Genomic DNA, 23,485 nt, shown 5'->3' with positions numbered 1-23,485 from the left:
GACCACCGATCCCGAACGACCCAGGAGTGAAGATGACCCAGACCATCGAGACCCCCTCCGGCGACCACCTCATGCTCATCGGCGGCGAGCGCGTGGCGGCTGCCGCCGGCGAGTGGATCGACGTCACGTCGCCCGGCCGCCGCGGCCTCGCGCTCGGCCGCACGCCCCGGGCGCGCGAGGAGGACGCCGACCGCGCCGTACGGGCGGCTCGTGCCGCCTTCCCCGCGTGGCGCGCCACCCACTTCAAGGACCGTCAGCTCGCGCTGCTCAAGGCGGCCGACGCGCTCGAGGCGGCGGCGGAGGAGCTGGCGCAGCTCACCGCGATCGACACCGGCAACGCGCTGCGTCCCCAGGCGCGCCCGGAGTCGCAGACGCTCGTCGCGCTGTTCCGCTACTTCGGTGGCGTCGCGGGCGAGTTCAAGGGCGTCACGCTGCCGGCGGGCGACGACCAGCTGCAGTACACGCGCCGCGAGCCGCTCGGCGTCGTCGCGGGCATCCTGCCGTGGAACTCCCCGCTCATGATCGCGGCCATGAAGGTGCCGGCGGCGCTGGCGGCGGGCAACACGATCGTGCTCAAGGCCGCGGAGGACGCGCCGCTCACCATCATCCGGATGGCGGAGCTCGTCGCGCCGTACCTGCCCGACGGCGTGCTCAACGTGCTCACCGGGTACGGCGCGGAGGTCGGCGAGGCGCTCGTGCAGCACCGCGGCGTCGACAAGGTCTCGTTCACGGGGTCGAGCCGGGTCGGTCACCACGTCGCGTCCGCGGCGGGGGAGCGGCTCGCGCACGTCTCGCTCGAGCTGGGCGGCAAGAGCCCCAACATCGTGTTCCCCGACGCGGTCGCGGGCGACCGCCTCGCCGCCACGGCGACGGGCGTGCTCACCGCGATGCGCTTCACCCGCCAGGGCCAGTCGTGCACCGCCGGTTCGCGGCTCTTCGTGCACCGCGACGTGTACGACGAGCTCCTCGCCGAGCTGGTCTCCCAGGTCGACCGGCTCGTCGTCGGCGACCCCCTGGACGAGGCGACCGACATGGGCGCGATCATCAACCAGAAGCAGTTCGACCAGATCAAGTCGTACATCGCGGACGGCCGCGCGCAGGCCGGCGTCGAGGTGCCGCTGGACCGCTCTGAGCAGGTGCCGGACGGCCTCGACGGGTTCTACCAGGGCCCGACGATCTTCTCGGCGGTCTCCAACGACTGGCGGATCGCGCAGGAGGAGATCTTCGGTCCGGTGCTCGTGGCCATCCCGTGGTCCGACCGCGACGAGGTCGTGCGCATGGCCAACGACTCGCACTACGGTCTCGCGGCGTACGTCTGGAGCCAGGACCTGACCGCCGCCCTCGACACGGCCCACCGGATCGAGTCCGGGTGGGTGCAGGTCAACCAGGGCGGCGGCCAGATGGTCGGCCAGAGCTACGGCGGCTACAAGTGCGAGTTCTCCATCGAGGGCGCGATGGAGTCGTTCACGCAGATCAAGCAGGTCAACGTGAAGCTGGGCTGACCGCCCGCTGATCGTCCGACCGCCGAGGCGGTCGTCGCCGGGGCATCAGCCCCCGGTGACGACCGCCTCGAGCTGGTCGAGGCCCCAGTGCAGGTCCTCCTCGGAGACCACCAGCGGCGGCGCGAGGCGGATCGTGGAGCCGTGCGTGTCCTTGGCCAGCACGCCCCGGGCGAGCAGCGCCTCGCAGACCGCACGGCCCGTGCCGACCGTCGGGTCGATGTCGACACCCGCCCAGAGGCCGCGCACCCGCACGGCGAGCACGCCGCGGCCGACGAGGGACTCGAGCCGGTCGCGCAGCACGAGCCCGAGGCGCTGCGAGCGCTCCTGCGGCTCGCCGCTCGCCAGCATCTCGACGACCTTGGTGCCGACCGCGCACGCCAGCGCGTTGCCGCCGAAGGTCGAGCCGTGCTGGCCCGGGTGCAGCACGCCGAGCACGCTGCGGTCGGCCACGACGGCCGAGACCGGCACGATGCCGCCGCCGAGCGCCTTGCCCAGCACGTAGAGGTCGGGGACGACGTCCTCGTGGTCGCAGGCGAACGTGCGGCCCGTGCGGCCCAGGCCGGCCTGGATCTCGTCGGCGGCGAACAGCACGTTGTGCCGCGTCGTGATCTCGCGGACCTCGCGCAGGTAGCCCGCCGGCGGGATGACGACACCGCCCTCGCCCTGGATGGGCTCGATGAGCACGGCCACGGTGTTGGGCGTGATGGCGGCCTCGAGGGCCGCGGCGTCGCCGTACGGCACGCTGGTGAAGCCCGGCGAGAACGGGCCGAAGCCGTCCCGCGCGTCGGGGTCGTCGGAGAAGCCGACGACCGTGGTGGTGCGGCCGTGGAAGTTGCCGGTCGCGACGATGATCTCGGCGCGGTCGACCTCGACGCCCTTGACGTCGTAGCCCCACTTGCGACTCACCTTGATGGCGGTCTCGACGGCCTCGGCGCCCGTGTTCATGGGGAGCACGAGCTCCTTGCCGCACAGGTCGCCGAGCGCGGCGCAGAACTCGCCGAAGCGGTCGTGCACGAAGGCGCGGCTGGTGAGCGTCAGCTGGTCGAGCTGGGCGTGCGCGGTGGCGAGCAGCTCGGGGTGGCCGTGACCGAAGTTGAGGGCGGAGTAGCCGGCCAGCATGTCGAGGAAGCGCGTGCCGTCGACGTCGGTCATCCAGGCGCCCTCGGCGTGGGACACCACCACGGGGAGCGGGTGGTAGTTGTGCGCCGTGCGCTCCTGCGCCTGCTGGAAGAACGCCTGGCTGCGCGGCACGCCGTTGCCGTCGGCGGTGCCGTCGGCGGTGGTGCGGCCCTCGTCGATCGTGCTGGTCATGCGTCGCCTCCTCTGGTTGCGGCAGGTCCGGATTGTCGGACAATCGGACCGGCGCTCACCCTAGCGTCTCTGCGCCGGAGCGCCACCTCCACCGTCGCAGGACGACGCGCGAAGTCAAGCCGGGCGCTCAACGCGGCAGCGCGACCTCGATGGTCGTGTCGCCCGGGCGGCTGGCGAGGGCCACCGTCCCGCCGTGCGCCGCGAGGATGGCGCGGACCAGGGCGAGCCCGAGCCCGGAACCGCCGGCGGCACCGTCGTCGGGACCGCGACCGGGGTCGTCCGCGCCTCCGCGGACCCGGGCGGTGTCGCCGCGCACGAAGCGGTCGAACGCCGACGCGGCCAGGTCCGGGGGGAACCCGGGGCCGTCGTCGTGCACGCGCAGCACGACCCGGTCGGCCTCGAGGGCCGCGGCGACCGTCACCGTGGTGCCGCCGGGCGTGTAGCGCCGCGCGTTGGACAGCAGGTTCGTCACCACCTGGTGGAGGCCGTGGGCGTCTCCGGTCACCTCGACGGCCTCGTCGGGCAGGTCGAGGCGCCACCGGTGGTCCGGGGCCAGCACGTGGGCGTCCTCGACCGCCTCGAGGAGCAGCATCGTGACGTCGACGGGGTCGTGGCCGAGCGGACGTCCGGCGTCGAGGCGCGCCAGCATGAGGAGGTCCTCGACGAGCCGACGCATGCGGCCCGACTCGCCCTCCACCTTCGCCAGCGCGGTGCGGGCGGCATCGGCGTCGTCGGGCCGTCGGCGGGCGAGCTCGGCGTACCCCACGATCGTCGCCAGCGGCGTGCGCAGCTCGTGGGAGGCGTCCGCGACGAACTGCCGCACCTGGTGCTCGCTGCGGTGCCGCGCCGTCATGGCGGCGTCGACGTGCGCGAGCAACGTGTCGAGGGCGGCGCCCACCTGGCCCACCTCGGTGCGCTCGTCGCGCAGGTGCGCCGGCACCCGGCCGGCGAGGTCGACCTCGCCCTCCGCGAGCGGCAGCGTGGCGACCTCGTGGGCGGTGGCGGCGACGTCGCGGAGGGGGCGCAGCTGGCGGCGTACGACGAGGGTCGCGGCCCCGCCCGCCAGCAGCACCGCGGCGAGCCCGATGAGGAGCTCGTAGCCCACCAGCGAGCGCACGGCGTCGTCGACCGCATCGGTGGGGAGGCCGGCGACCACCACGGTGCCGTCGTCCCCGCGCGTCGCGACGACGCGGTAGGAGCCGAGCGCGACGAGGTCGACCGCGTGGACGGAGCCGTCCGTCGGCACGTCGGCGAGCTGCTCGAGGGCTGCCGTCGCCACCGCACGCTCGCCGCACACCTGCTCCGTGAGCACCCCGCCGCGCGCGCCGTCGGCGGTCGCGCTGCCTCCCGGCAGCACCGCGAGGAGCGTGCCGGGACCCTGGTTGCCGGGCACGAACCGGTCGCAGCCGCCCTCCGTGGAGCCCGCCGGCCGGTCGCCCTCCGGCGGCCGGAAGCTGCCGCCGCCGGCCCTCGGCAGGATCGAGGTGACCTCGTCGTCGAGCCGGTCGGTGAGGTTGGCCCGCATCGCCAGCGTCGTCGCCGCGCCGATGGCGAGGGCCAGCACGGTGGTGAGCAGCACCGTGGCGAGCACGAGCCGCGAGGTCAGGGTGGCGAGGCGGCGTCCCCTGGGGGCCGGCCCGGTGGACTCCACCGGCTCAGTCCGCCGGCTTCAGCACGTAGCCGGCGCCGCGCATGGTGTGGATCATCGGCGCGCGCCCGGCGTCGATCTTCTTGCGCAGGTAGGAGATGTAGAGCTCGACGACGTTCGCCTGGCCGCCGAAGTCGTAGTTCCACACCCGGTCGAGGATCTGCGCCTTGCTCAGCACCCGCCGCGGGTTGCGCATGAGGAAGCGCAGCAGCTCGAACTCCGTGGCGGTCAGGGCGATCTCGGCGCCGTCGCGCCGCACCTCGTGGCTGTCCTCGTCGAGCGTCAGGTCGCCGATGACCAGCACGTTCTCCCGCTCGGCCGCGCGCGCCCCCGCCCGACGCAGCAGCGCGCGCAGCCGGGCGACGACCTCCTCGAGGGAGAACGGCTTCGTCACGTAGTCGTCCCCGCCGGCGGTCAGCCCCGCCACCCGGTCCTCGACCGCGTCGCGGGCCGTCAGGAAGAGCACGGGCACGTGGGGGTCGACGCCGCGCATCCGGCGCAGCACCTCGAGGCCGTCGAAGTCCGGCAGCATCATGTCGAGCACGACGACGTCCGGCCCGAACTCCTTCGCGACCGCGACCGCCTTGGCGCCCGCGTGCGCCATCCGGGTCTCGAACCCCTCGTAGCGCAGCGCCATCGCCACCAGCTCGGCGAGGTTCACCTCGTCGTCGACGACGAGGACGCGCAGGGGGGATCCGTCGGGGCGGGTGAGCTCCATGAGGTCGACCCTGCCGGACGAACGTGTGAGTTTGCTGTGCGTCGCCTGTGGGTGGGTCCACAGTGCGTCCTGCGGGGACGCACAGCCGCAGCACAGCCACGGTCCGCACCGTCGTCGGCATGGACGACCAGCAGCGCCCCGCCCCGCCCCCGTACGCCGCCACCCCGCCCCCGCCGGGCCCGCAGCCCTCGCCGTACCCGCCGGTGCCGCCGGTGCCGCCGGTGCCCGCGCCCTCCGCGGCGCGCGACCCCCGGCGGCTGGGCCTGGTCGCCACGGCCGGCGTCGCCCTCGCCTCCCTCGTGCTGGGGGCCGGGGGCGCGCTCGCGATCGGCGCGCTCAGCAGCGGGTCCGCGGCGGACGACGGCGGGCCCGGTGGGTCCGGCGGGTTCGGCGGGGCGGGCGGGCCGGGAGGCGGGTTCGCGCCGGGTCAGGGGCAGCCGGGTCAGGGGCAGCCGGGTCAGGGGCAGCCGGGTCAGGGGCAGCCGGGTCAGGGGCAGCAGGGGCAGGTGCCGGGGCTCTCCGGCTAATCGGTTCGCGGCGGCCTGGGGCCCTGGGGGATGATGGTCGGCGCTGTGCGCATCGACTACCCACCCCAGCTGCCGGTCTCGGCCCGCCGCGACGACATCGCGGCCGCCATCCGCGACCACCAGGTCGTCATCGTCGCCGGCGAGACCGGGTCGGGGAAGACCACCCAGCTGCCGAAGATCTGCCTCGAGCTCGGCCGCGGCCAGGTCACCGAGCACACGGGTCGGGACGGCAAGGTGCGCCGCCGCGGCGGCCTCATCGGCCACACCCAGCCCCGCCGCATCGCCGCCCGCTCGGTCGCGGAGCGCATCGCCGAGGAGACGGCGACCGAGCTGGGTGACCTCGTCGGCTACCAGGTGCGGTTCACGGACAAGACGTCGCGCAGCAGCCGGGTGAAGCTGATGACGGACGGCATCCTGCTCGCGGAGCTGCAGCGCGACCGCGACCTGCGTCGCTACGACACGATCATCATCGACGAGGCCCACGAGCGGAGCCTCAACATCGACTTCCTGCTCGGCTACCTGCGGCGGCTCCTGCCGCGGCGGCCCGACCTGAAGCTCGTCATCACCTCGGCGACGATCGACCCGGAGCGGTTCGCGGCGCACTTCGCCGACCGTCACGGGAAGCCCGCGCCGATCATCGAGGTGTCGGGCCGCACGTTCCCGGTGGAGGTGCGCTACCGCCCCCTCATCGAGCTGCCCGAGGAGGACGAGGACGGCGAGGCCGTCGTGCGCGACCAGACCGAGGCGATCGTCGACGCGGTCAAGGAGCTCTCGGGCGAGGGCCCCGGCGACGTGCTCGTCTTCCTGCCCGGCGAGCGCGAGATCCGCGACACCGCGGAGGCCCTCGGCGACCTGGCGAAGGTGCAGGGGCCGCGGGGCATCGACGTGCTCCCGCTCTACTCCCGCCTCTCCGCCACGGAGCAGCACCGGGTCTTCAAGCCGACCGGCTCGCGGCGCCGCATCGTGCTGGCGACCAACGTCGCGGAGACGTCGCTGACGGTGCCGGGCATCCGGTACGTCGTCGACTCCGGCGTCGCCCGCATCTCGCGCTACTCGGCCCGCACCAAGGTGCAGCGCCTGCCGATCGAGCCCATCAGCCAGGCGAGCGCCAACCAACGCTCCGGCCGGTGCGGCCGTGTCGCGGAGGGCATCGCGATCCGGCTCTACTCGGAGGAGGACTTCGAGAGCCGACCCGAGTTCACCGACCCCGAGATCCTCCGCACCAACCTCGCGAGCGTCATCCTCCAGATGACGAGCCTCGGCCTCGGCGAGATCGGTCGGTTCCCGTTCGTCGAGCCGCCCGACAAGCGCAACATCACCGCCGGCACTCAGCTCCTGGAGGAGCTCGGCGCGCTGGGCGAGGGCCGGCTCACCGACGTCGGTCGCCGGCTCGCGCGCCTGCCGATCGACCCGCGCCTCGCGCGGATGATCCTCGAGGCCGAGCAGCGCGGCTGCGTGCGCGAGGTCATCGTCATCGCCGCCGCGCTCAGCCTGCAGGACCCGCGCGAGCGCCCCGCCGAGCAGCAGGCGCAGGCCGACCAGGCCCACGCCCGGTTCAAGCACGAGTCGGGCGACTTCCTCACGTGGCTGCAGCTGTGGCGCCACTTGAAGGAGCAGCAGCGCGACCTCTCCGGCAGCGCCTTCCGCCGGATGTGCAAGGCGGAGTTCCTCAACTACGTGCGGGTGCGGGAGTGGCAGGACTTCGAGTCCCAGCTGCGCCAGGTCTGCAAGGAGATGGGCGTCGAGATCGGGCAGCCCGCCGACCAGCCCGACGCCGACGGGATCCACCAGGCGTTGCTGTCAGGCCTGCTCTCGCAGATCGGTCTGCTCGAGGAGCGCGACAAGGAGGCGTCGCGGACCAAGGGGCGCCGCCCGGGCGCGCGGGAGTACCTCGGCGCCCGCTCCACCCGCTTCGCGATCTTCCCCGGCAGCGTGCTCAAGGGCCGCAACCCGCAGTTCGTCATGGCCGCCGAGCTCGTCGAGACCGGACGGCTCTGGGCGCGCCAGGTCGCCGGCATCGACCCGTTGTGGGCCGAGCGCCTCGGCGCGCACCTCGTGAAGCGCACCTACGCCGAGCCGCGCTGGTCGAAGAAGCGCGGCAGCGCGGTCGCGAACGAGCGGGTGACCCTGTACGGCGTGCCGCTCGCCGCCGACCGCACCGTGCAGCTCGGTCGGGTCGACCCCGAGCTCGCCCGCGAGCTGTTCCTCCGCCACGCCCTCGTGCACGGGGAGTGGGGCGCCGCCGAGACCGGCCGGCACCGCTTCCTGGCCGAGAACCAGCGGCTGCTCGAGGAGGCGGAGGCGCTCGAGCACCGGGCCCGCCGCCGCGACATCGTCGTCGACGAGCACACCCTCTTCGACTTCTACGACGCGCGCGTGCCCGCGAGCGTCGTCAGCGCCGCGCACTTCGACCAGTGGTGGAAGCGCGAGCGCCAGAAGCGTCCCGACCTCCTCGTCTTCGACCCGTCGATGCTCACCCACGACACCGCAGCCGAGATCCAGGCCCAGGACTACCCGGAGGAGTGGCGCGCCACCGGCGCGGGCGGCGGGCACCTGACCTTCCCCATCAGCTACCACTTCGAGCCCGGAGCGGCCGACGACGGGCTCACCATCGACGTACCGCTGGCGTCGCTCAACCAGCTCGAGCCCGGGGACTTCTCGTGGAACGTGCCCGGGTTGCGCGAGGAGCTCGTGACGGCCCTGATCCGGTCGCTGCCCAAGCACCTGCGCACGTCGCTCGTGCCGGCGCCCGACCACGCGCGGCGCTTCCTGGCGGAGACGCCGCCGGGGGAGGAGCCGCTGCTGGACGCGCTGGAGCGGTACGCCCGGCACGCCTCGGGCGCCATCGTGCCGCGGGACGCGTGGGACTGGTCGAAGGTGGCGCCGCACCTGCGTCCGACCTTCCGCGTCGTCGACCCCGACGGTGGGGAGGTGGCACGCGGCAAGGACCTGGTGACGCTGGCCGAGCCGCTGCGGCCGTCGTTGGAGCAGGCGATCGCCGACGTCGCCGCCGACGCCGGGCAGACGGTCACCGGTGCGACGAGCTGGGTCTTCGGCACGATCGAGGCGTCGTTCACGCAGCAGCGGGCGGGACACGAGGTGCGGGGCTTCCCGACGCTCGACGACGAGGGCGCGAGCGTCGCGCTGCGCGTCGTCGGCTCGAAGGACGAGCAGGAGGCGCGGCACCGGCTCGGCGTGCGGCGCCTGCTCCTGCTGGCGCTCGCGGCCGAGCAGCCGGGCCTGCTCAAGCGGGTGGCGGACTCGTTGAGCACGACGGACAAGCTGGGGCTGGTGGGCTCGCCGTACCCCTCCATCCCCGACCTGCTCGAGGACTGCCGCACCGCCGTCGTGACCGAGGCCGTCGACGCGCGGCCGGCGGTGCGGGACGAGCGTGCCTTCGACGCCTTGCTCGGAGTGGTCCGCGGCGATCTCGAGGCGCGGGTGCGCAGCGTCGTCGGCGACGTCGTGCGGGCGCTGGCGGCGCACCGGGCGGTGGACAAGCGGCTGACCGGCCGCGCCGAGATGCACCTGCTCGACGCGCTCACCGACCTCAAGGAGCAGCTCGCGGGGCTCGTGCACGTCGGGTTCGTGGCGGAGGCGGGGCCGGCGCAGCTGCGGCGGTACCCGACCTACCTGCGCGCCATGGAGGAGCGGCACCAGCGGCTCGTCACCGGCGGGGTGCCCGCGGTGCAGAAGGACCGTCAGCTCATGGGGCAGATCGTCGACCTGCAGGGCTCGTGGGCCCACCAGGTCGCGGCGCTCCCGCCCGGCCGGCCCCCCGGCGCGTCGCTGCGGACGGTGCGGTGGTTGCTCGAGGAGTACCGCGTGTCCCTCTGGGCCCAGCAGCTCGGCACCGCCGTCGCCGTCAGCGACGCCCGCATCCGCAAGGCGCTGGCGGGCTGAGGTCGGTCGCGCCGAGTTGTCATGTACGGCGCGGTGGACGCGTCGAGCTGGGACGACCTGCACGAGGTGGAGTACGGCGCCGGTGTGGCCCCCGGCTGGTGTCGGCCTGGCCCGGGTGGAGGAAAGTGCGCCGTCTGCTGGCGCCGGGGAAGGAAAACGCGGACCGGACGGGCTCGGGCCTCGGCGTGTCGGGACCAGGGATCCGCGTTTTCTTTGTCCCCTCCGGGAGCGCGTCCGCGTTTTCTTTGTCCCGGGAGCCGCGCGCCGCGCCGTACATGACAACTCGGCGCACGACCCCTCACGCGCCGGGGCGTAACCTCGACGGCGATGCCTGAATCGACCACGCCTCGCCACCACCGTCCGACGCGTCCCGGGTCCGCCTTCTTCGAGGCCCGTACCGGGGGCGTCGACCCCGCGCAGCTCGGCGCCGCCGCCGAGCGGGCCGCGACCGCCCTCGTGCGGGGGCCGCGCGCGGGGGAGGGGGAGACCGCCGCGCTCGCCGAGCGGGTCGTGGGGCTGGCGGAGACCGAGGGCCTCGAGACCCTCGCGGAGCTGTGGTCCGGGGCCCCGGCCGACACCTTGTCGGGGTGCTTGTGGCGGCTCTACGTGCTGCGCGCCTGGGTGCACGCCGACCCGCACGAGGCGGCGCGCCAGTTCGAGGCGGGGCGCCGCCTGGCCCCGGTCGCCCGCGTGGTGGCGGGAGTCGCCGAGCCGCCCGGTCCCGACGAGCTGCGCCGCATGATCGACGACGTGCTGCGCGGCATCGTCGAGCGTGAGTTCGCCGACGTGCTCCTCCGCGCTGCCGCGTTCGCCCGGGTCGTCGCAGCGGGTCGCGCCGAGCCCGGACCGAGCCCGGAGGTCGAGCGGGTGCTCCTCATGTCGGAGCAGCTCGAGCACGCCGGCCACCTCGAGCTGGCCGGCGCGCTCGCCTGACCCGCCCCCCGCGCGGGTCAGGGTCTCGGGGACGCGCCGCTCAGAGCGGCGTGAGGTCCGTGACGGTCCAGCCGGACCCGTCACGCTCCAGACCCACGGAGAGCTGGGCTGCCGAGACACTGGTCTCGGCGTCGCCGGCCCGCTGGCTGGTCTGGTCGAGGAAGACGAGCACCTGCGCGCTGTCGTCCGTGAGCTCCTGCACCGCGACCGACGACACGCGGGCGGTCAGCACGAGCTCCTGCTCGCCGGCGCGCTCGGCGAGGCCGGCGTAGAGCACGTCGAACTCCTCGCGCGCCGCGCCCCGGAGCAGCTCGTCCGCGGCAGCGGTCGTGGCCTCGGGCGCCGCGTGGTCGTAGCTGAGCACCCGCGTCAGCGTCTGCGTCGCCGCGGCCTGGACCTCCGCCGTGCCCGTGGCGTCGACGAGGGCGTGGTTCTCGGCGGCCGGGGTCGAGCGCAGGCCGTCGGCCTGCGTGAAGGCGTGGACGCCGAACGCGACGAGCAACGCCGCCGCCACCCACGGCCCGAGCAGCGCCAGGCGCTTCCCGATCGTCGCGGCGCTCACAGCGTCACCGCCACCTGCTGGAGGTTCTCCAGCAGCCAGGCGCCGTCCACCTCGCGGAGGTCGGCGGCGAAGCGGTTGCGCTTGACGGTGGGCTCGGCCCCGGCGTCGTCGTTCTCCGTGACGGTCACCTCGACCGAGACGAGCACGGTCGCCGTCGCGCCGTCCAGCTCCAGCACCGCCGCGTCGACGACGCGTCCCACCGACGTCGTGCCGAGCTCGCCGAGCATCCCGCGGCTGCCGTCGTCGACGTCCGTCATCTGGTCGTGGAGCATCCCGGTCGTCGCCGCGCCCCATGCCTCGAGGCCGCCGGCGACGTCCCGGCTGTCCATGGTGGTCAGGGTCGCGACGTGGGTGCGGGCGGCGACGAGCACGGCGTCGCGCTCGGCCGCCCGGTGCAGACCGTCGTCGTGCTCGGCCAGCCACCACGACCGACCGCCGAGGGCGGCGACCACGACGGCCACGACGAGCACCAGCCAGGGCAGCCCGGCGCGCAGCCGCTGCCGCCGCGTGCGCGCCGCGTCCCCGGAGGGCGGCGAACCCGCAGCCGTGGCTGCAGGCTCCGCGGCCGTCCCCGGCTCGGCCTCCTGCTCCGTGCGCGTGTCGAGCGTCATCCGATTCCTCCCATGAGGTCCTCCAGGCTGGTGGCGTCGCGGATCACGACGGGTGCGCCTCCGGTGGGGCGCGCCGTACCGGGGTCCACCGGCACGGCGAGGTCGTCCAGGTTGCTGGGCACCGCGCCGGGGCCGCGGACGTTGGACGGGCCGCTGGTCAGCGTGCAGCCGGCGTCGGTGTCGAACGCGCCGCCCCCGGTGGCGTCGCCGGCGCGGCGGGGCGTGCCCTCGTACCCCGTCGTGCAGGGCAGCGGGTTCGCGAAGTTGGGCACGAGCGACAGGTTGAGGCTGCCGGTGCTCGTCACTGCCCAGCCGGCGCTCACGGCGTCGGGCAGGCGGATCATCAGGTCCTCCACGCCGGCGCTGTTGACGCCGAACACCTGGGCCGGCGTCACCAGGTTGGTGAGCAGCAGACCGAGCGGACGACCCACCTCGGCGACGAGGTCCCGCAGCTGGAGGGCGGCCTGCGGGGTCGCCCCGATGAGGGCGCGGAGGTCGCCGTCGGAGTCGCGGAGGGTGGCGGCGAGCAGCTCGAGGTCGCCGCTGAACGACCGGATCGCGTCGGCGGAGTCGAGCTGGCGGTCCAGCACGGTCGCCGAGCTCTCGATCAGCCGCGTCGTGACGAGGAAGTTCGCGTCGGCCGTGCGGGCCCAGGCGAGCGACGTCTCCACGAGCCGGGCGACGTCGGGGGAGACCCCGCGGGCCGCCAGGTAGGTCTCGTCGACGACGGTCCGCAGCGCGTCCTCCGGCACCGAGGCGACGAAGTCGCGGCCCGAGCGGAGCACGGCGTCGAAGGCGGGCGGCACGGTCGCGTCGGCGGCGACCACGCGGTCGCCGTCCGCGAGCACGGCCCGGTCGGCGGAGCCGGCCGGCACGAGGTCGAGGTACTGCTCGCCGATCGCCGACCGGTTCGCCACGGTGACGTCGACGTCGGCGGGGATGGCGGGCGCGTCCGCGTCCAGCACGATCCGCACGTCGGTGCCGGTGTCCGTCACCTCGAGCGCGTCGACGGTCCCGACCGACACGCCGCGGTAGGTCACCTCGCTGCCCTCGAACAGCCCGGAGGCGTCGCTCAGCTCGATCGTCACCCGCGTGTCGTCGCGGAGCGGGTCGATCCCGACGTAGGTGCGCAGCAGGTAGCCCGTCGCCAGCAGCCCCAGCACGACGAAGGCGACGACCTTCACCTTCACGGCAGTGGTGATCACGGCTCGCTCCTCGGCGTCGTGGGGGCGGTCGTCGGCGCCGGTCCGCCGGTGGGCTCGCCGTCCGGCGAGGTGGGTACGCCGGTGGGCCCGGTCGTCGCGGGCGCCGTCGGCGAGCCCGTGGGTCCGGTCGCGGGGGCGGAGGGCGAGGCGGTGGGCGATGCCGAGGGAGAGCCCGACGGCGGAGAGGTCGTGGCGTCGGACGTCGGCACGGTCACCGTCGGCGACGGCAGCCCGGGGGTGGCCGAGCTCGTCGGGGGCAGCAGGTAGGGGCGCCCCGCGGCGCCGCCGTCCGGTGCCGGGGCCTCGAGCGACGGCTGCAGCCACGCGCAGCCCATCGCGTCGCAGTCCTCCGGCACGCTCGTGAACGCGGTCGTGACGAAGACGTTGAGGTAGTCGCCCCGGATGGCGCCCGTCACCGCGTCGGGGAACGGGTAGGTGAGCAGCAGGCCCAGCGCGTCGGGGAGGTCCTGGCCGGCCGCGGCCAGCTGCTCGAGCACCGGCGCGAGGGTCTGCAGGTCGGCGACGATGTCCTCCTGGGCGGCGTCGAGCGTGTCCACCGCGACGTCGGAGAGGCTGTCGAGCGCCTCCAGCATCGCGACGAGCTGCGGACGCTGCTCCTCCAGCGCCGCGAGGCCGGGGTGGAGACCGTCGAGCGCCGTGGTGATGCGGTCCTCGTCCGCCTCGAGGGTCGTCGACAGGTCGGCGAGCGAGTCGATCGCCGCGGTGATCGACTCCTTGCGGGCGTCGAGCTGGGACACGAAGCCCCCCAGCTGCTGGATGAAGGTGCGCACCCGCTCGGGGTCGTCGCCCGAGATGGCCTGCAGCTCCGTGGAGATCTCCTGGAACTGGGCGATCCCGCCGCCGTTGAGCACCATCGACAGCGCACCGAGCACCTGCTCGACCTGCGCCGCCTCGTCGGTGTCGGCCCGCTCGATGGTGGCGCCGGAGGCGAGCTGGCCGCCCCCCGAGCCCGCACCCGAGCCCGCACCCGAGCCCGCACCCGAGCCCGCCGGGCGCACGAGCGCGACGTACTTCTCGCCGAGCAGCGACGTCTGCTGGAGCCGGGCGGTCGTGCCGACGGGGAGCGCGACGTCGCCGTTGACGAGCAGGTCGACCTCGGCGCCGAGGCCGTCGTCCGCGAGCCGGACGGCGGTGACCCGGCCGACGGCCACCTCGTCCACCTTGACGGCCGACTGCGGGACGAGGTCGAGCACGTCGGTGAACTCGACGGTGAGGGTGACGGGGTGGTCGCCCACATCGGCACCGCCGGGCAGCGGGGCGTCGTAGATCCCGTCGTCGAGGATGCCGCAGCCGGTGAGCGCACCGGCGGCCAGCGCCGCGCCGAGCGCGGCGCCGACGGCCCGGGCGGCGAGCCCGCGCCTCATCGGCCCGTCTCCCCGATGCCGGGCAGCAGCACGGGCGGGGCGTCGCTCGAGGAGCGGGCACTGAGGCCGTCGGAGCTCCACAGGTTGGCCTCGTTGAGGTTGGCGCGTCCCTGCAGGCTGCCGGTCGCGGGGTCGTAGGCCTGCAGGAAGTTCTGCAGCGTCAGCGGCGCCATGCGCAGCAGCTCCTCGAGCGACGCACGCTGGTTGACGAGCGTCTGGGTGGGGCCGACGAGGTTGTCGACGCTCGTGCGGAGCGCGGAGCGGTTGTCGGCGATGAAGTCGTCGAGCACGGCGAGCGCGGCGCCGAGCTCCTGCACGGCGGTGGCGAGGTCGTCGCGGTCGGCGGCGAGGTAGTCGGCCACCTCGGCGAAGCGGGACGTGGCCGAGCCGACGGTCTCGTCGTTCACCTCGAGCATGTCGCTCAGCTCGGCGAGGTGACCGATGGTCGCGAAGAGGTCGGCGTCGACGCCGGAGACGGTGGCGGAGAGGTCGCTGAACTCGCCGATCATCGTGTTGAGGTCGGCACCGGTGCCGTCGAGGTTTTCGGCCGCGACCTCGAGGAAGGCCGAGAGCGCCCCGTCGGCGTTGACGCCGTTGGGCCCGAGGCGGGTGCTGACGTCCTCCAGGCTGGTGTAGAGCTCGTCGATCTCGACGGGCACCGCGGTGCGGTCGGCGTCGATGACGGCGCCGTCGGCGAGCGCCGCGCCCTCGGTCCACGGCTCGGTCAGCTGCACGTAGCGGTCGCTCACCACCGTCGGCGCCACGATCACGGCGGCGGTGCCGGCCGCGACCTTGCGGCCGGGATCGAGCCGCATCGTGACCCGGACCGCCTCCACGCCGGGCTCGATCTCGGTCACCTCCCCGACGGGCACGCCGAGCACCTGCACGTCGGAGCCCACGTAGAGGCCCACCGCCGAGTCGAAGTCGGCGACGACCGTGGTGCTCCGCCCGTCGACGTACGCCGAGCGTGCGGTCACCGCGAGCACGACCGCCGCCAGGGCGAGCAGGAGGGCGCCGCTGCGGAGCAGCCGGGCACGACGGCCGGCAGGACGCGGGGTGCGGGTGCTCACGAGCCACCTCCGGCGGTCGGGGCGCAGGTGCGCTCGACGTCGTTGTCGAGGTGGGGCGAGCCGTCGGCCGCGTAGAGGCCGCAGACGTAGGCGTCGACCCAACGGCCGTTGCCGGTCGCGGAGGCGAGCAGGCGGTAGTAGGGGCCCAGCCGTGCCAGGGACGCGTCGAGCCCCTCCTGGTTGCGGGTGAGGATCTCGGCGACCGTGTCGAGCTGGGCCAGCGCAGGCGCGAGGGTCGCCTCGTTGTCGGCGACGAGTCCCTGCAGCTGCTCGCCGAGCCGGGTGGTGCCCTCGAGCAGCGCGCTCACGGTGGCCCGCCGGGCGGCGAGCTCCTCGAGCAGCAGGTCGCCGTCGGTGAGCAGGTCGGCCAGCTCCTCGTTGCGGCTCGCCAGGGTGCCGGTCACCTGCTCGGCCGCCTCGAGCAGGCTCGCGAGCTCCTCGTCGCGGCTCGACACGGTGCGCGAGAGCTCCGCGAGCCCGGTGACGGTCGCGCGGACCGCCTCGGGGGTGTCGGCGAAGGCCGTCGTGAGTGCCTCGAAGCTGGCCTCGAGCTGCCCGGTGTCGATCTCGCCGACCGTCGTGGAGAGCTGCGAGAACGCCGCCGTCACGTCGAACGGCGTGCTCGTGCGCGAGACCGGGATGGTCCCGTCGAGGTCGCCGCGTCCCGCGGGCTCCACCGCCAGGTACTTCTGGCCGAGCAGCGTCTTCACCTTCACCGCCGCCCGGGTCTCGGAGCCCAGCTCGACGTCCTTCACGCGGAAGGTGACCTCGACGACGTCGCCGTCGAGCTCGAGGCCGGTCACCTCGCCGACGCGCACGCCGGCGACCCGCACCTCGTTGCCGGCCCGCAGCCCACCGGCCTCGGCGAACTCCGCCGTGTAGGTGCGCCCACCGCCGATGAGGGGGAGCGCCGCGGCGTTGAAGGTCAGCAGGAAGACGCCCGCCAGGGCGAGGATGCCGACGATCGCGACGACGACGCGGTTGCGCTCCGCGAAGGCGGTGGGGTGGCGGCGCCGCATCACCGGCACCTCGCTGCCACCGGCTCGACGCCCAGGTCGCCCGTGTAGCCCTCGGGCAGCGGGATGAGCCCCTGCACCGAGCAGGCGTAGAAGTTCAGCCACGAGCCGTAGCTCCCGACCCGACCCAGCGCGTCGAGACGTCCCGGCAGGTTGGCGAGCAGCGTGTCGATGGTGTCGCTGGACTCCGCGAGGTTCCCGGCGAGGTCGCCGAGACCGACGATCGACTCCTGGAGCGGTGCCCGCCCCTCGTCGAGGAGGTCGGCGACGCTGACGGACAGCGAGCCGAGCCCGTCGAGGGTGGCGCCGATCGTGTCGCGGTCGGCCGCGAGCCCGCTGACGAGCTGCTGGAGCGTCACGATCGTGGCGTCGACCTCGTCGGTGCGACTCTCGACGGTCGCGAGCACGGATCCGAGGCTGGTGATGAGCTGGCCGATCACGGCGTCCTTCTGGGCGAGGGTGGTGGTGAGGCGGCCGGTGCTCTCCAGCAGGGTGTCGACGGAGGCGCCGTCGCCCTGGAAGACGGCGAGCACCTGGCCCGAGAGCGCGTTGACGTCCTCGGGGTCGAGCAGCCGGAAGAGCGGGTGGAAGCCGTTGAAGAGGAGCGTGAGGTCGAGGGCCGGCGAGGTGGCGTCGACCCCGAACTCGTGGCCCGGGGCGATCGCGTCGCCGCCCGCGGGCGTGGTCGGCGGCTGGAGCGCGATGTAGCGCTGCCCGACGAGGTTGCGGAACCGCAGCTCCAGGGTCGTGCCCGCGGGCACGGCCACCTCGTCGCTGACGGTGAAGGTGACCTCGGCGAGGCCGTCGTCGGCGACCTCGATGTCGCGCACCGCGCCGACCTTCACACCGGCCATGCGGATGTCGTCGCCCTCGTTGAGGCTGGTGGCGTCGGTGAAGCGGGCGGTGAACTCCCCGCCGCCCCCGCTGCCGTTGCGGATCGTGGCGGCGAGCACGAGCGTGGCGAGCACCGTGACGAGCGTGAAGACGATGCTCTTCACCGCGACGGGGGTCAGTCCGCTCCTCATCGCAGCACCACCTCCGCGCCCCGGAGACCGGGGCCGAGCAGCAGGCTCGCCCAGTCGGGGTACTCGTCCGGGGCCAGGCCCTGGCCGGGGGCGAGGAGCTCGGCGATCAGCTGGTTCTCGGCGGGCGAGTTCGCGTCGCCGAGCCCGGCCGCGAGCGCCTGCTGCGCGCGGGTCGCCGAGCCCTCGCCCGCGACGTACGACTCGAGGAGGTCCGCCGTCGGCGGACGCACGCTGGCGGGCTCGGAGCCGCCGGTCTCCCGTGCGCTCGACCGCGACGACACCGTGTAGGGGCAGCGCGGCTGCCCGTCGGTGCGGTAGGTCGGTCGGTCCGTCCCGCGCTGGTAGGCGCCGCTCACGTCGCCGATGCTGAGCGTGACCTTCACGCCGGGCTCCGCGGTCCCCACACCGAGGACCTCCTCCATGACCGGCTCGAAGTCGGCGACGGACCGCAGCACGCAGGGGAACTGCGTGGCGTACGGCGCGACCGCGGCCAGCGCCTCCCGGCTCTCCTCCGCGAGCACGACGATGGTCTGCTGGTTGGCGGTCAGCCAGGCGTCGGTGCTCGTCGCGGCGGCCGTCACCCCGGCGTACAGGTCGTCCAGGGTCGTGCGCTCCTCGACGAGGGTCGTCGCGGTGACGGTGAGGTCCTCGAGCGCGGCGAGCAGGTCGGGCGCCGCGACGTCGTAGACGTCCGCGACCTCGGCCAGCCGCTGGAGGTCCTCGGTCAGGGTGGGGACGTACGGCGCGAGCTCGGTCAGGTAGGACCCCCACAGCTCCATCGACTCGCCGATCGAGGCGCCCTGGCCGCGAAGCGCCAGCGTCAGCTCGCCGAGCGTGGCCGCGAGCTTCTGCGGCTGCACCGCCTGGAGCACGGGCAGGAGCTCGTCGAGCACCTCCTCGAGCTCGACGGCCTCGTCGGAGTCGTCCTGCCGGATCGTCGCGCCGTCGGCGAGACCGCCGCCGCTGCGGGCCCCCTTCGCGAGCAGCTGCACGTAGCGCTCGCCGAAGAGCGTCTTCGGCAGGAGCCGGGCCACGGTGTCCGCGGGCAGGCCGTCGGCGACGTCCGGCTCGAGGGCCAGCACGAGGCGGGCGCCGTCGTCGGTGGCCCGCACCTCGGTGACCTCGCCGACGGGCACCCCGTTGAGCTTCACGTCGGAGCCCTTCTGCAGCGCGTTGCCGACCGATCCGGTCGTCAGCACGATCTCGGTGCGGGACGTGAACGCCTGGTCGTAGGCCAGCACGACGCCGCCGGCGCCGAGGGCGATCACGAGGAGGAGGACCAGGCCGAGCACGAGGTCGACGGGGCGGCGAGCGTTCTCGTTCATCCGGCCACCCGCACGGTCGTGGTGGTGCCCCACAGCGCCATGGAGAGCGCCAGGTCGAGGATCGCGACGGTGACGATGCTGCGGCGCACGGCGGTGCCCACCGCGACGCCCACGCCTGCGGGGCCGCCGGTCGCCGTGAAGCCGAGCCGGCAGTGGATGAGGATGATGAGCACCGCGAAGACGACGACCTTCACGAACGAGCCGAGGATGTCGCCCGGCGGCAGGAAGAGCCCGAAGTAGTGGTCGTAGGTGCCGGCCGACTGCCCGTAGAAGTAGACCGTCACGGCGCGGGAGCCCGCCCACGAGACCAGCAGGCCGACCACGTAGAGCGGCACGATCGCGACGACGCCCGCGATGACGCGCGTCGTCACGAGGAACGCCAGGCTCGAGACGCCCATGACGTCGAGCGCGTCGACCTCCTCGTTGATCCGCATCGCGCCCAGCTGGGCGGTGAAGCCCGAGCCGACCGTGGCCGACAGCGCGAGCGCGGCGACGAGGGGGGCGATCTCGCGGGTGTTGAAGTACGCCGAGACGAAGCCGTTGAGGGCCGCGGTGCCGATCTGGTCGAGGGCCGAGTAGCCCTGCATGCCGACGACCGTGCCGACGAAGAGGGTCATGCCGACCATCACGCCGATCGTGCCGCCGATGACGGCGAGCGCGCCGGTGCCGAAGCTGACCTCCGAGAGGAGGCGCACGATCTCCTTGAGGTGGTGGCGCAGGGTGCGGGGCACGGACGCCAGCACCGTCAGGTGGAACCGCAGGCCGGCGCCGAGCGACGCGAGCCGGTCGAGCGGCGTGGTGACCACCGAGGTCAGCGGACCGAGGGAGAGCGCCATCAGGCCCCCTTGCCGGGCACGAGCTGCAGGTACAGCGTCGTGATGACGAAGTTGACGAAGAAGAGGAGCAAGAAGGTGACGACGACGGCCTGGTTGACGGCGTCGCCGACGCCCTTCGGCCCGCCGGCCGCGTTGAGCCCCCGGTGGCAGGCCACGATGCCGGCGATGAAGCCGAAGATGACGGCCTTGAGCTCACCCACCCACAGGTCGGAGAGCTGCGCGAGGGCGGTGAAGCTCGACAGGTAGGCGCCCGGGGTGCCGCCCTGCACGATCACGTTGAAGACGTAGCCGCCGATGACGCCGACGACGGACACGAGCCCGTTGAGCAGGACCGCCGCCAGGATGCACGCGATGACCCGCGGCACGACGAGGTGCTGCACCGGATCGACGCCCATCACCCGCAGGGCGTCGATCTCGTCGCGGGTGCGGCGCGCGCCCAGCGCCGCGCAGATGGCCGCGCCGCCGGCACCGGCGATGACGAGGGTCGTGACGATCGGCGCTGCCTGCTGCACGACGGCGAGCACGCTGGCGGCGCCGGTGAACGACTGGGCGCCGATCTGGCGCGTCAGCGTGCCGAGCTGGAGCGCGATGACCGCGCCGAACGGGATCGCGACGAGCATCGCGGGCACCCAGGAGACGCTGACGACGAACCAGAACTGCTCGAGCAGCTCGCGCGCCGCGAAGGGGCGGCGGAAGGTGGCCCGCACCGTGTCGAGGGCCAGCGCGAAGAGGTCGCCGGTGGTGCGGAGCGCCCGTGTGACGGCGGCGCTGCGGGGGAGGAGCGGCGGTTCTCGGTCGACCTCGTCGTCGGGGGCGACGTGGAGGCGCGCCGCGCCGGAGTCGATGCGCTCGCGGTGCCGGGTCGTCGCCGCACGCGGGAAGCCCGTGCGCGAGACCAGCTGCCGGGGCAGCACCTCGATCGAGCGGGCGCCCGCGTGGCGGGACAGCAGCGCGGTGCCCGTCGGCCCCCCAGGTCCGACGGGCGCCGCGGGGTAGGGGTCGGTCGCGTCGGTGCGGCGGTGGTCGGCCTCCTCGCTCATCCCGATCGGGCCGTCCGGGTCGCCGCTCATGAACTGCGAGACGACGGGGTGGTCGGTGAGCAGGAACTGCTCGCGGGGGCCGAACATGACGAGCTCGCGGCGGTAGAGCATCCCGAGGTTGTCGGGCAGCGTGCGGGCGAGCTCGATGTTGTGGGTGACGACCAGCATGGTCGCGTCCGTGGCGGTGCTGACCTCCATGAGCAGCTGCGCGAGGTTGGAGGTGCGCACCGGGTCGAGGCCCGAGTCGGGCTCGTCGATGAGGATGATGGACGGGTCGGTGACGAGCGCGCGCGCCAGCCCGGCGCGCTTCTTCATGCCGCCCGAGATCTCGCCCGGCACCTTGTGCTCCTGCCCGACGAGCCCGACCATGTCGAGCTTCTCGAGCACCCGCTGGCGGATCTCCCGCTCGGGCAGCTTCGTGTGCTGGCGCAGGGGGAAGGCGACGTTGTCGTAGACGTTCATCGAGCCGAACAGCGCGCCGTCCTGGAAGAGCACGCCGAAGCGGCGGCGCAGCTCGAGGCGCTGGGACTCCTTCGCGGAGACCATGTCGACGCCGTCCACGAGGATGCGGCCCGCCTCCGGTCGCACGAGGCCCATCACCGACTTGAGGAACACGGACTTGCCCGTGCCCGACGGGCCCAGCAGCGCCGTGATCTCCCCGGGCTCGAGCGTCAGGCTCACGTCGCGCCAGATGTTCTGGCGCCCGTAGCTCTTCGTCAGGCCGGTGACCTCGACCGTGCCGCCCATCGCGGTTCCCCCTGTCGTCCTCGGGCCGCGACGAGGAGCCGCAGCGCGGCGAAACTATGTGTGGTGCCGGTCACCTGTCACCGCTCGGAGCCAATCTGGTGGCCCCTCGGTGGTCGGGGGCGGAGAAGTTGTCACGGGCCTGACAACTTCTGCTCCGCAACCGGGTCCGTCGGCCCCCGCCGGCGCCTCGGGGCTGGACCCACCGGCCCGCCGACCGTTCACTGCGGACGTCAGGGGGAGCGCCGGTCGACGACCGCGCCGGGGGAGCCGGGGAGGTGCCGTGGTCGACGGGGACGCGGCGCCGTGCCCGCTCGCGCGCGCCCACGGCCTCGCGCCGGGGCTCGCCACGGCGTACCGGCCCCGCGTGCCCGCGTTCAGCCGCCGCCTCGCCGACGAGGTGGTCGCGGTGGTCGCCGGGTTCGCGCACCCCACGCTGCGGCCCGTCGTCGACGAGGCGGTCGCGCTGGCGGTCACGGCGTTCGTCGACGCGCTCGCGGGCGCGTCGGTGCGCACCGGCGAGCTCGCCCGGCACTTCGACCGGCTCGGTCGGCTCGAGGCCGCCGCGGGCCACGACCTCGACGCCATGCAGGCCGCCCACCAGGTGGCCACCCAGCAGGGCTGGTCGGAGCTCCGGCGCCGGGCCGCCGAGCTGGCGACGCCACCGGCGCTCGTGGACCGGGTCACTGACGTCCTCCTCGCCTACCAGCGGTGGCTGCACGACCAGGCGGTGCGCGGGTACGTCGAGGAGCAGCGCACCGCGGCGCCCCGGGTGGCGACGGAGGAGCCCCGCACCCGTCTGTTCGCGGCGCTCCTCGCCGGTGCGTCGCCGACCCGGCTCGGCGCCCTGGCGCAGGAGGCCGGGCTCTCCTGGCCGCCGCCGGGGCCGCTCGTCGCCGTGGTCACGGAGACCGTGCAGGGGGCCGCGCGTGCGGCCCAGGTCGCCGCGGTCGAGCCCTTCCGGGAGGACCTGCTGGCCGGCGTGCTGCGGGGGCGGGCGGTGCTCGTCGTCGCCCAGCGCGTCGCGGCCGACGTCGCGGCCGCGCTCGCGCACCGGGGTCGACGGCCGGTCGCCCTCGGCTGGGGAGGAGAGCCGGACGAGGTGCCGCACGGGGTGCGGTGGGCGGTGCGTGCCCTCCGCCTGGTGCGGAGCGGCGTCATCGCGCTTCCCCCGGACGGGGTGGTGCGCTGCGCCGAGCACCGCGAGACGCTCTGGTTGCACGCCGACGAGGCGCTGCTGGAGCAGGTGACCTCCGACCTGCTGGCCCCGCTCGACGTCTGCAAGCCCGCCCAGCGCGACGCGCTCGCGGAGACCCTGCTCGCGTGGTTGCAGACCCGGGGCAGCGCCCCGGTGCTGGCGGAGCAGCTGGGGGTGCACCACCAGACGGTGCGGCACCGGATGCGGCGGCTCCGCGACCTCCTCGGCGAGGCGGTGGACGACCCGGCGATGGCCTCCGTGCTGCTCCCGGCGCTCCACGCGGAGCGCGCGCGGGCCGGGGCCCGGTCGGGGTGAGGGGCCGGGGGTGCGGGCTGTGCGGATCCGGCAGCCGGCTCAGCGCCAGGCGAACCGGTCGTGCAGCCGCGCCAGCGCCGGTGCACGCACGGCCAGGCGCAGCAGCCCCCAGCCGAGCACGCCGCCCACCACGTTCCAGAGCAGGTCGTCCGCGTCGGCGACGTGCCCGCCGCCCAGGGTGCGGGCGGTGACGTACTGCGTCACCTCGATGACCAGGCTGAAGAGCGCCGCGGCGGCGAGCACCCGTGCCCAGGACGGTCGGGCCAGGAGGAGGGACGCGAGCACGCCCACCGGGAGGAACACGCCGACGTTCATGAGCGCGTCGGCCACCTCGTAGTCGTGGAGGGGGACGAGGGCGAGCCCCGCGTGCCACGGCGCCGTGGAGGTCGGCTTGTCGAGGTAGATCGGGAACACCGTGTTCGCGACGACACCCGCGACGTACGCCGCCAGCGCGAGCGCGACGCTCGCCCGCTGCAGGTCGAGCAGGCCCCGACGGCGCAGGTGGAGGAGGAGGCCGAGGAGCACGACGGCAGCGATCGGCACGACGACGGGGAGCACGGGGACCTGGCGGAACACGGTCCGACCCTAGGGAGCGACGCGCCCCGGTCGCC

The 23,485-nt window shown here is 74.3% G+C and carries 19 protein-coding genes; 5 read left to right on the top strand and 14 right to left on the bottom strand.

From position 1 onward, the window contains the following. Positions 1-32 precede the first annotated feature (32 nt). The gene (locus G3T38_RS03585) at positions 33-1,502 is read left to right on the top strand and encodes an aldehyde dehydrogenase family protein (RefSeq protein WP_163770730.1); all 1,470 of its coding nucleotides are present in this window, start codon (positions 33-35) and stop codon (positions 1,500-1,502) included. Between the two features lie 45 nt (positions 1,503-1,547). On the opposite strand, the gene rocD is transcribed toward G3T38_RS03585, so the two are convergent. The 3 genes from rocD to G3T38_RS03570 form a co-directional block, all read right to left on the bottom strand. Continuing rightward, positions 1,548-2,813 carry an ornithine--oxo-acid transaminase gene (gene rocD / locus G3T38_RS03580; protein ID WP_163770729.1) on the bottom strand — a complete coding sequence of 422 codons (1,266 nt, stop codon included), beginning with the start codon at positions 2,811-2,813 and terminating at the stop codon, positions 1,548-1,550. 127 nt (positions 2,814-2,940) lie between these two features. Beyond that, a complete protein-coding gene (locus tag G3T38_RS03575; protein WP_163770728.1) occupies positions 2,941-4,464 on the bottom strand; it encodes an ATP-binding protein in 1,524 nt (507 codons plus the stop codon). A gap of 4 nt (positions 4,465-4,468) precedes the next feature. Beyond that, positions 4,469-5,179: a response regulator transcription factor gene (locus G3T38_RS03570; protein WP_163770727.1), complete on the bottom strand. Its 711-nt coding sequence runs from the start codon at positions 5,177-5,179 to the stop codon at positions 4,469-4,471. Positions 5,180-5,298: 119 nt separating this feature from the next. On the opposite strand from G3T38_RS03570, the gene G3T38_RS03565 reads away from it, so the two are divergent. From G3T38_RS03565 to G3T38_RS03555, 3 genes are all read left to right on the top strand, one after another. Further along, the gene (locus tag G3T38_RS03565; RefSeq protein ID WP_163770726.1) at positions 5,299-5,706 is read left to right on the top strand and encodes a hypothetical protein; all 408 of its coding nucleotides are present in this window, start codon (positions 5,299-5,301) and stop codon (positions 5,704-5,706) included. A 33-nt stretch (positions 5,707-5,739) separates the two neighbouring features. Next, positions 5,740-9,609: an ATP-dependent RNA helicase HrpA gene (hrpA, locus tag G3T38_RS03560; RefSeq protein WP_163770974.1), complete on the top strand. Its 3,870-nt coding sequence runs from the start codon at positions 5,740-5,742 to the stop codon at positions 9,607-9,609. A 327-nt stretch (positions 9,610-9,936) separates the two neighbouring features. Beyond that, entirely contained in the window at positions 9,937-10,542 is a 606-nt protein-coding gene (locus tag G3T38_RS03555; protein ID WP_163770725.1) for a hypothetical protein, read from the top strand. 40 nt (positions 10,543-10,582) lie between these two features. On the opposite strand, the gene G3T38_RS03550 is transcribed toward G3T38_RS03555, so the two are convergent. From G3T38_RS03550 to G3T38_RS22915, 10 genes are read right to left on the bottom strand one after another with little or no spacing between them, the layout of a single operon-like run. After that, positions 10,583-11,104 carry a hypothetical protein gene (locus G3T38_RS03550; protein ID WP_163770724.1) on the bottom strand — a complete coding sequence of 174 codons (522 nt, stop codon included), beginning with the start codon at positions 11,102-11,104 and terminating at the stop codon, positions 10,583-10,585. After that, positions 11,101-11,715 (bottom strand): hypothetical protein, encoded by a 615-nt coding sequence (locus tag G3T38_RS03545; protein WP_163770723.1) that lies wholly within the window; start codon positions 11,713-11,715, stop codon positions 11,101-11,103. The genes G3T38_RS03550 and G3T38_RS03545 overlap by 4 nt, the downstream gene beginning before the upstream one ends. Further along, a complete protein-coding gene (locus G3T38_RS03540; protein ID WP_163770722.1) occupies positions 11,712-12,920 on the bottom strand; it encodes an MCE family protein in 1,209 nt (402 codons plus the stop codon). Before G3T38_RS03540 ends, G3T38_RS03545 begins: the two co-directional genes overlap by 4 nt. After that, a complete protein-coding gene (locus tag G3T38_RS22060; protein ID WP_163770721.1) occupies positions 12,917-14,305 on the bottom strand; it encodes an MCE family protein in 1,389 nt (462 codons plus the stop codon). Before G3T38_RS22060 ends, G3T38_RS03540 begins: the two co-directional genes overlap by 4 nt. After that, entirely contained in the window at positions 14,302-15,375 is a 1,074-nt protein-coding gene (locus G3T38_RS03530) for an MCE family protein (protein ID WP_163770720.1), read from the bottom strand. Before G3T38_RS03530 ends, G3T38_RS22060 begins: the two co-directional genes overlap by 4 nt. After that, entirely contained in the window at positions 15,372-16,394 is a 1,023-nt protein-coding gene (locus tag G3T38_RS03525) for an MCE family protein (protein ID WP_163770719.1), read from the bottom strand. The genes G3T38_RS03530 and G3T38_RS03525 overlap by 4 nt, the downstream gene beginning before the upstream one ends. Beyond that, the gene (locus G3T38_RS03520; protein ID WP_163770718.1) at positions 16,394-17,416 is read right to left on the bottom strand and encodes an MCE family protein; all 1,023 of its coding nucleotides are present in this window, start codon (positions 17,414-17,416) and stop codon (positions 16,394-16,396) included. Before G3T38_RS03520 ends, G3T38_RS03525 begins: the two co-directional genes overlap by 1 nt. Next, entirely contained in the window at positions 17,413-18,741 is a 1,329-nt protein-coding gene (locus G3T38_RS03515; protein ID WP_163770717.1) for an MCE family protein, read from the bottom strand. The genes G3T38_RS03520 and G3T38_RS03515 overlap by 4 nt, the downstream gene beginning before the upstream one ends. Then, the gene (locus tag G3T38_RS03510; RefSeq protein ID WP_163770716.1) at positions 18,738-19,577 is read right to left on the bottom strand and encodes an MlaE family ABC transporter permease; all 840 of its coding nucleotides are present in this window, start codon (positions 19,575-19,577) and stop codon (positions 18,738-18,740) included. The genes G3T38_RS03515 and G3T38_RS03510 overlap by 4 nt, the downstream gene beginning before the upstream one ends. Beyond that, positions 19,577-21,364: an ABC transporter permease gene (locus G3T38_RS22915; protein ID WP_163770715.1), complete on the bottom strand. Its 1,788-nt coding sequence runs from the start codon at positions 21,362-21,364 to the stop codon at positions 19,577-19,579. Before G3T38_RS22915 ends, G3T38_RS03510 begins: the two co-directional genes overlap by 1 nt. 280 nt (positions 21,365-21,644) lie before the next feature. Here G3T38_RS22915 and G3T38_RS03500 point away from each other — a divergent pair, with 280 nt between their 5' ends. Next, entirely contained in the window at positions 21,645-22,874 is a 1,230-nt protein-coding gene (locus G3T38_RS03500; RefSeq protein WP_163770714.1) for a PucR-like N-terminal domain-containing protein, read from the top strand. A 39-nt stretch (positions 22,875-22,913) separates the two neighbouring features. Here G3T38_RS03500 and G3T38_RS03495 read toward each other — a convergent pair whose 3' ends face one another. Continuing rightward, positions 22,914-23,450 carry a VanZ family protein gene (locus tag G3T38_RS03495; protein ID WP_163770713.1) on the bottom strand — a complete coding sequence of 179 codons (537 nt, stop codon included), beginning with the start codon at positions 23,448-23,450 and terminating at the stop codon, positions 22,914-22,916. Positions 23,451-23,485 lie beyond the last annotated feature (35 nt).

This window comes from Nocardioides zeae (genome assembly GCF_010686755.1).
GTDB lineage: Bacteria > Actinomycetota > Actinomycetes > Propionibacteriales > Nocardioidaceae > Nocardioides > Nocardioides zeae.
Note: the sequence above shows the minus strand (reverse complement) of the source record. Positions and strands in the feature narration are given on the sequence as shown.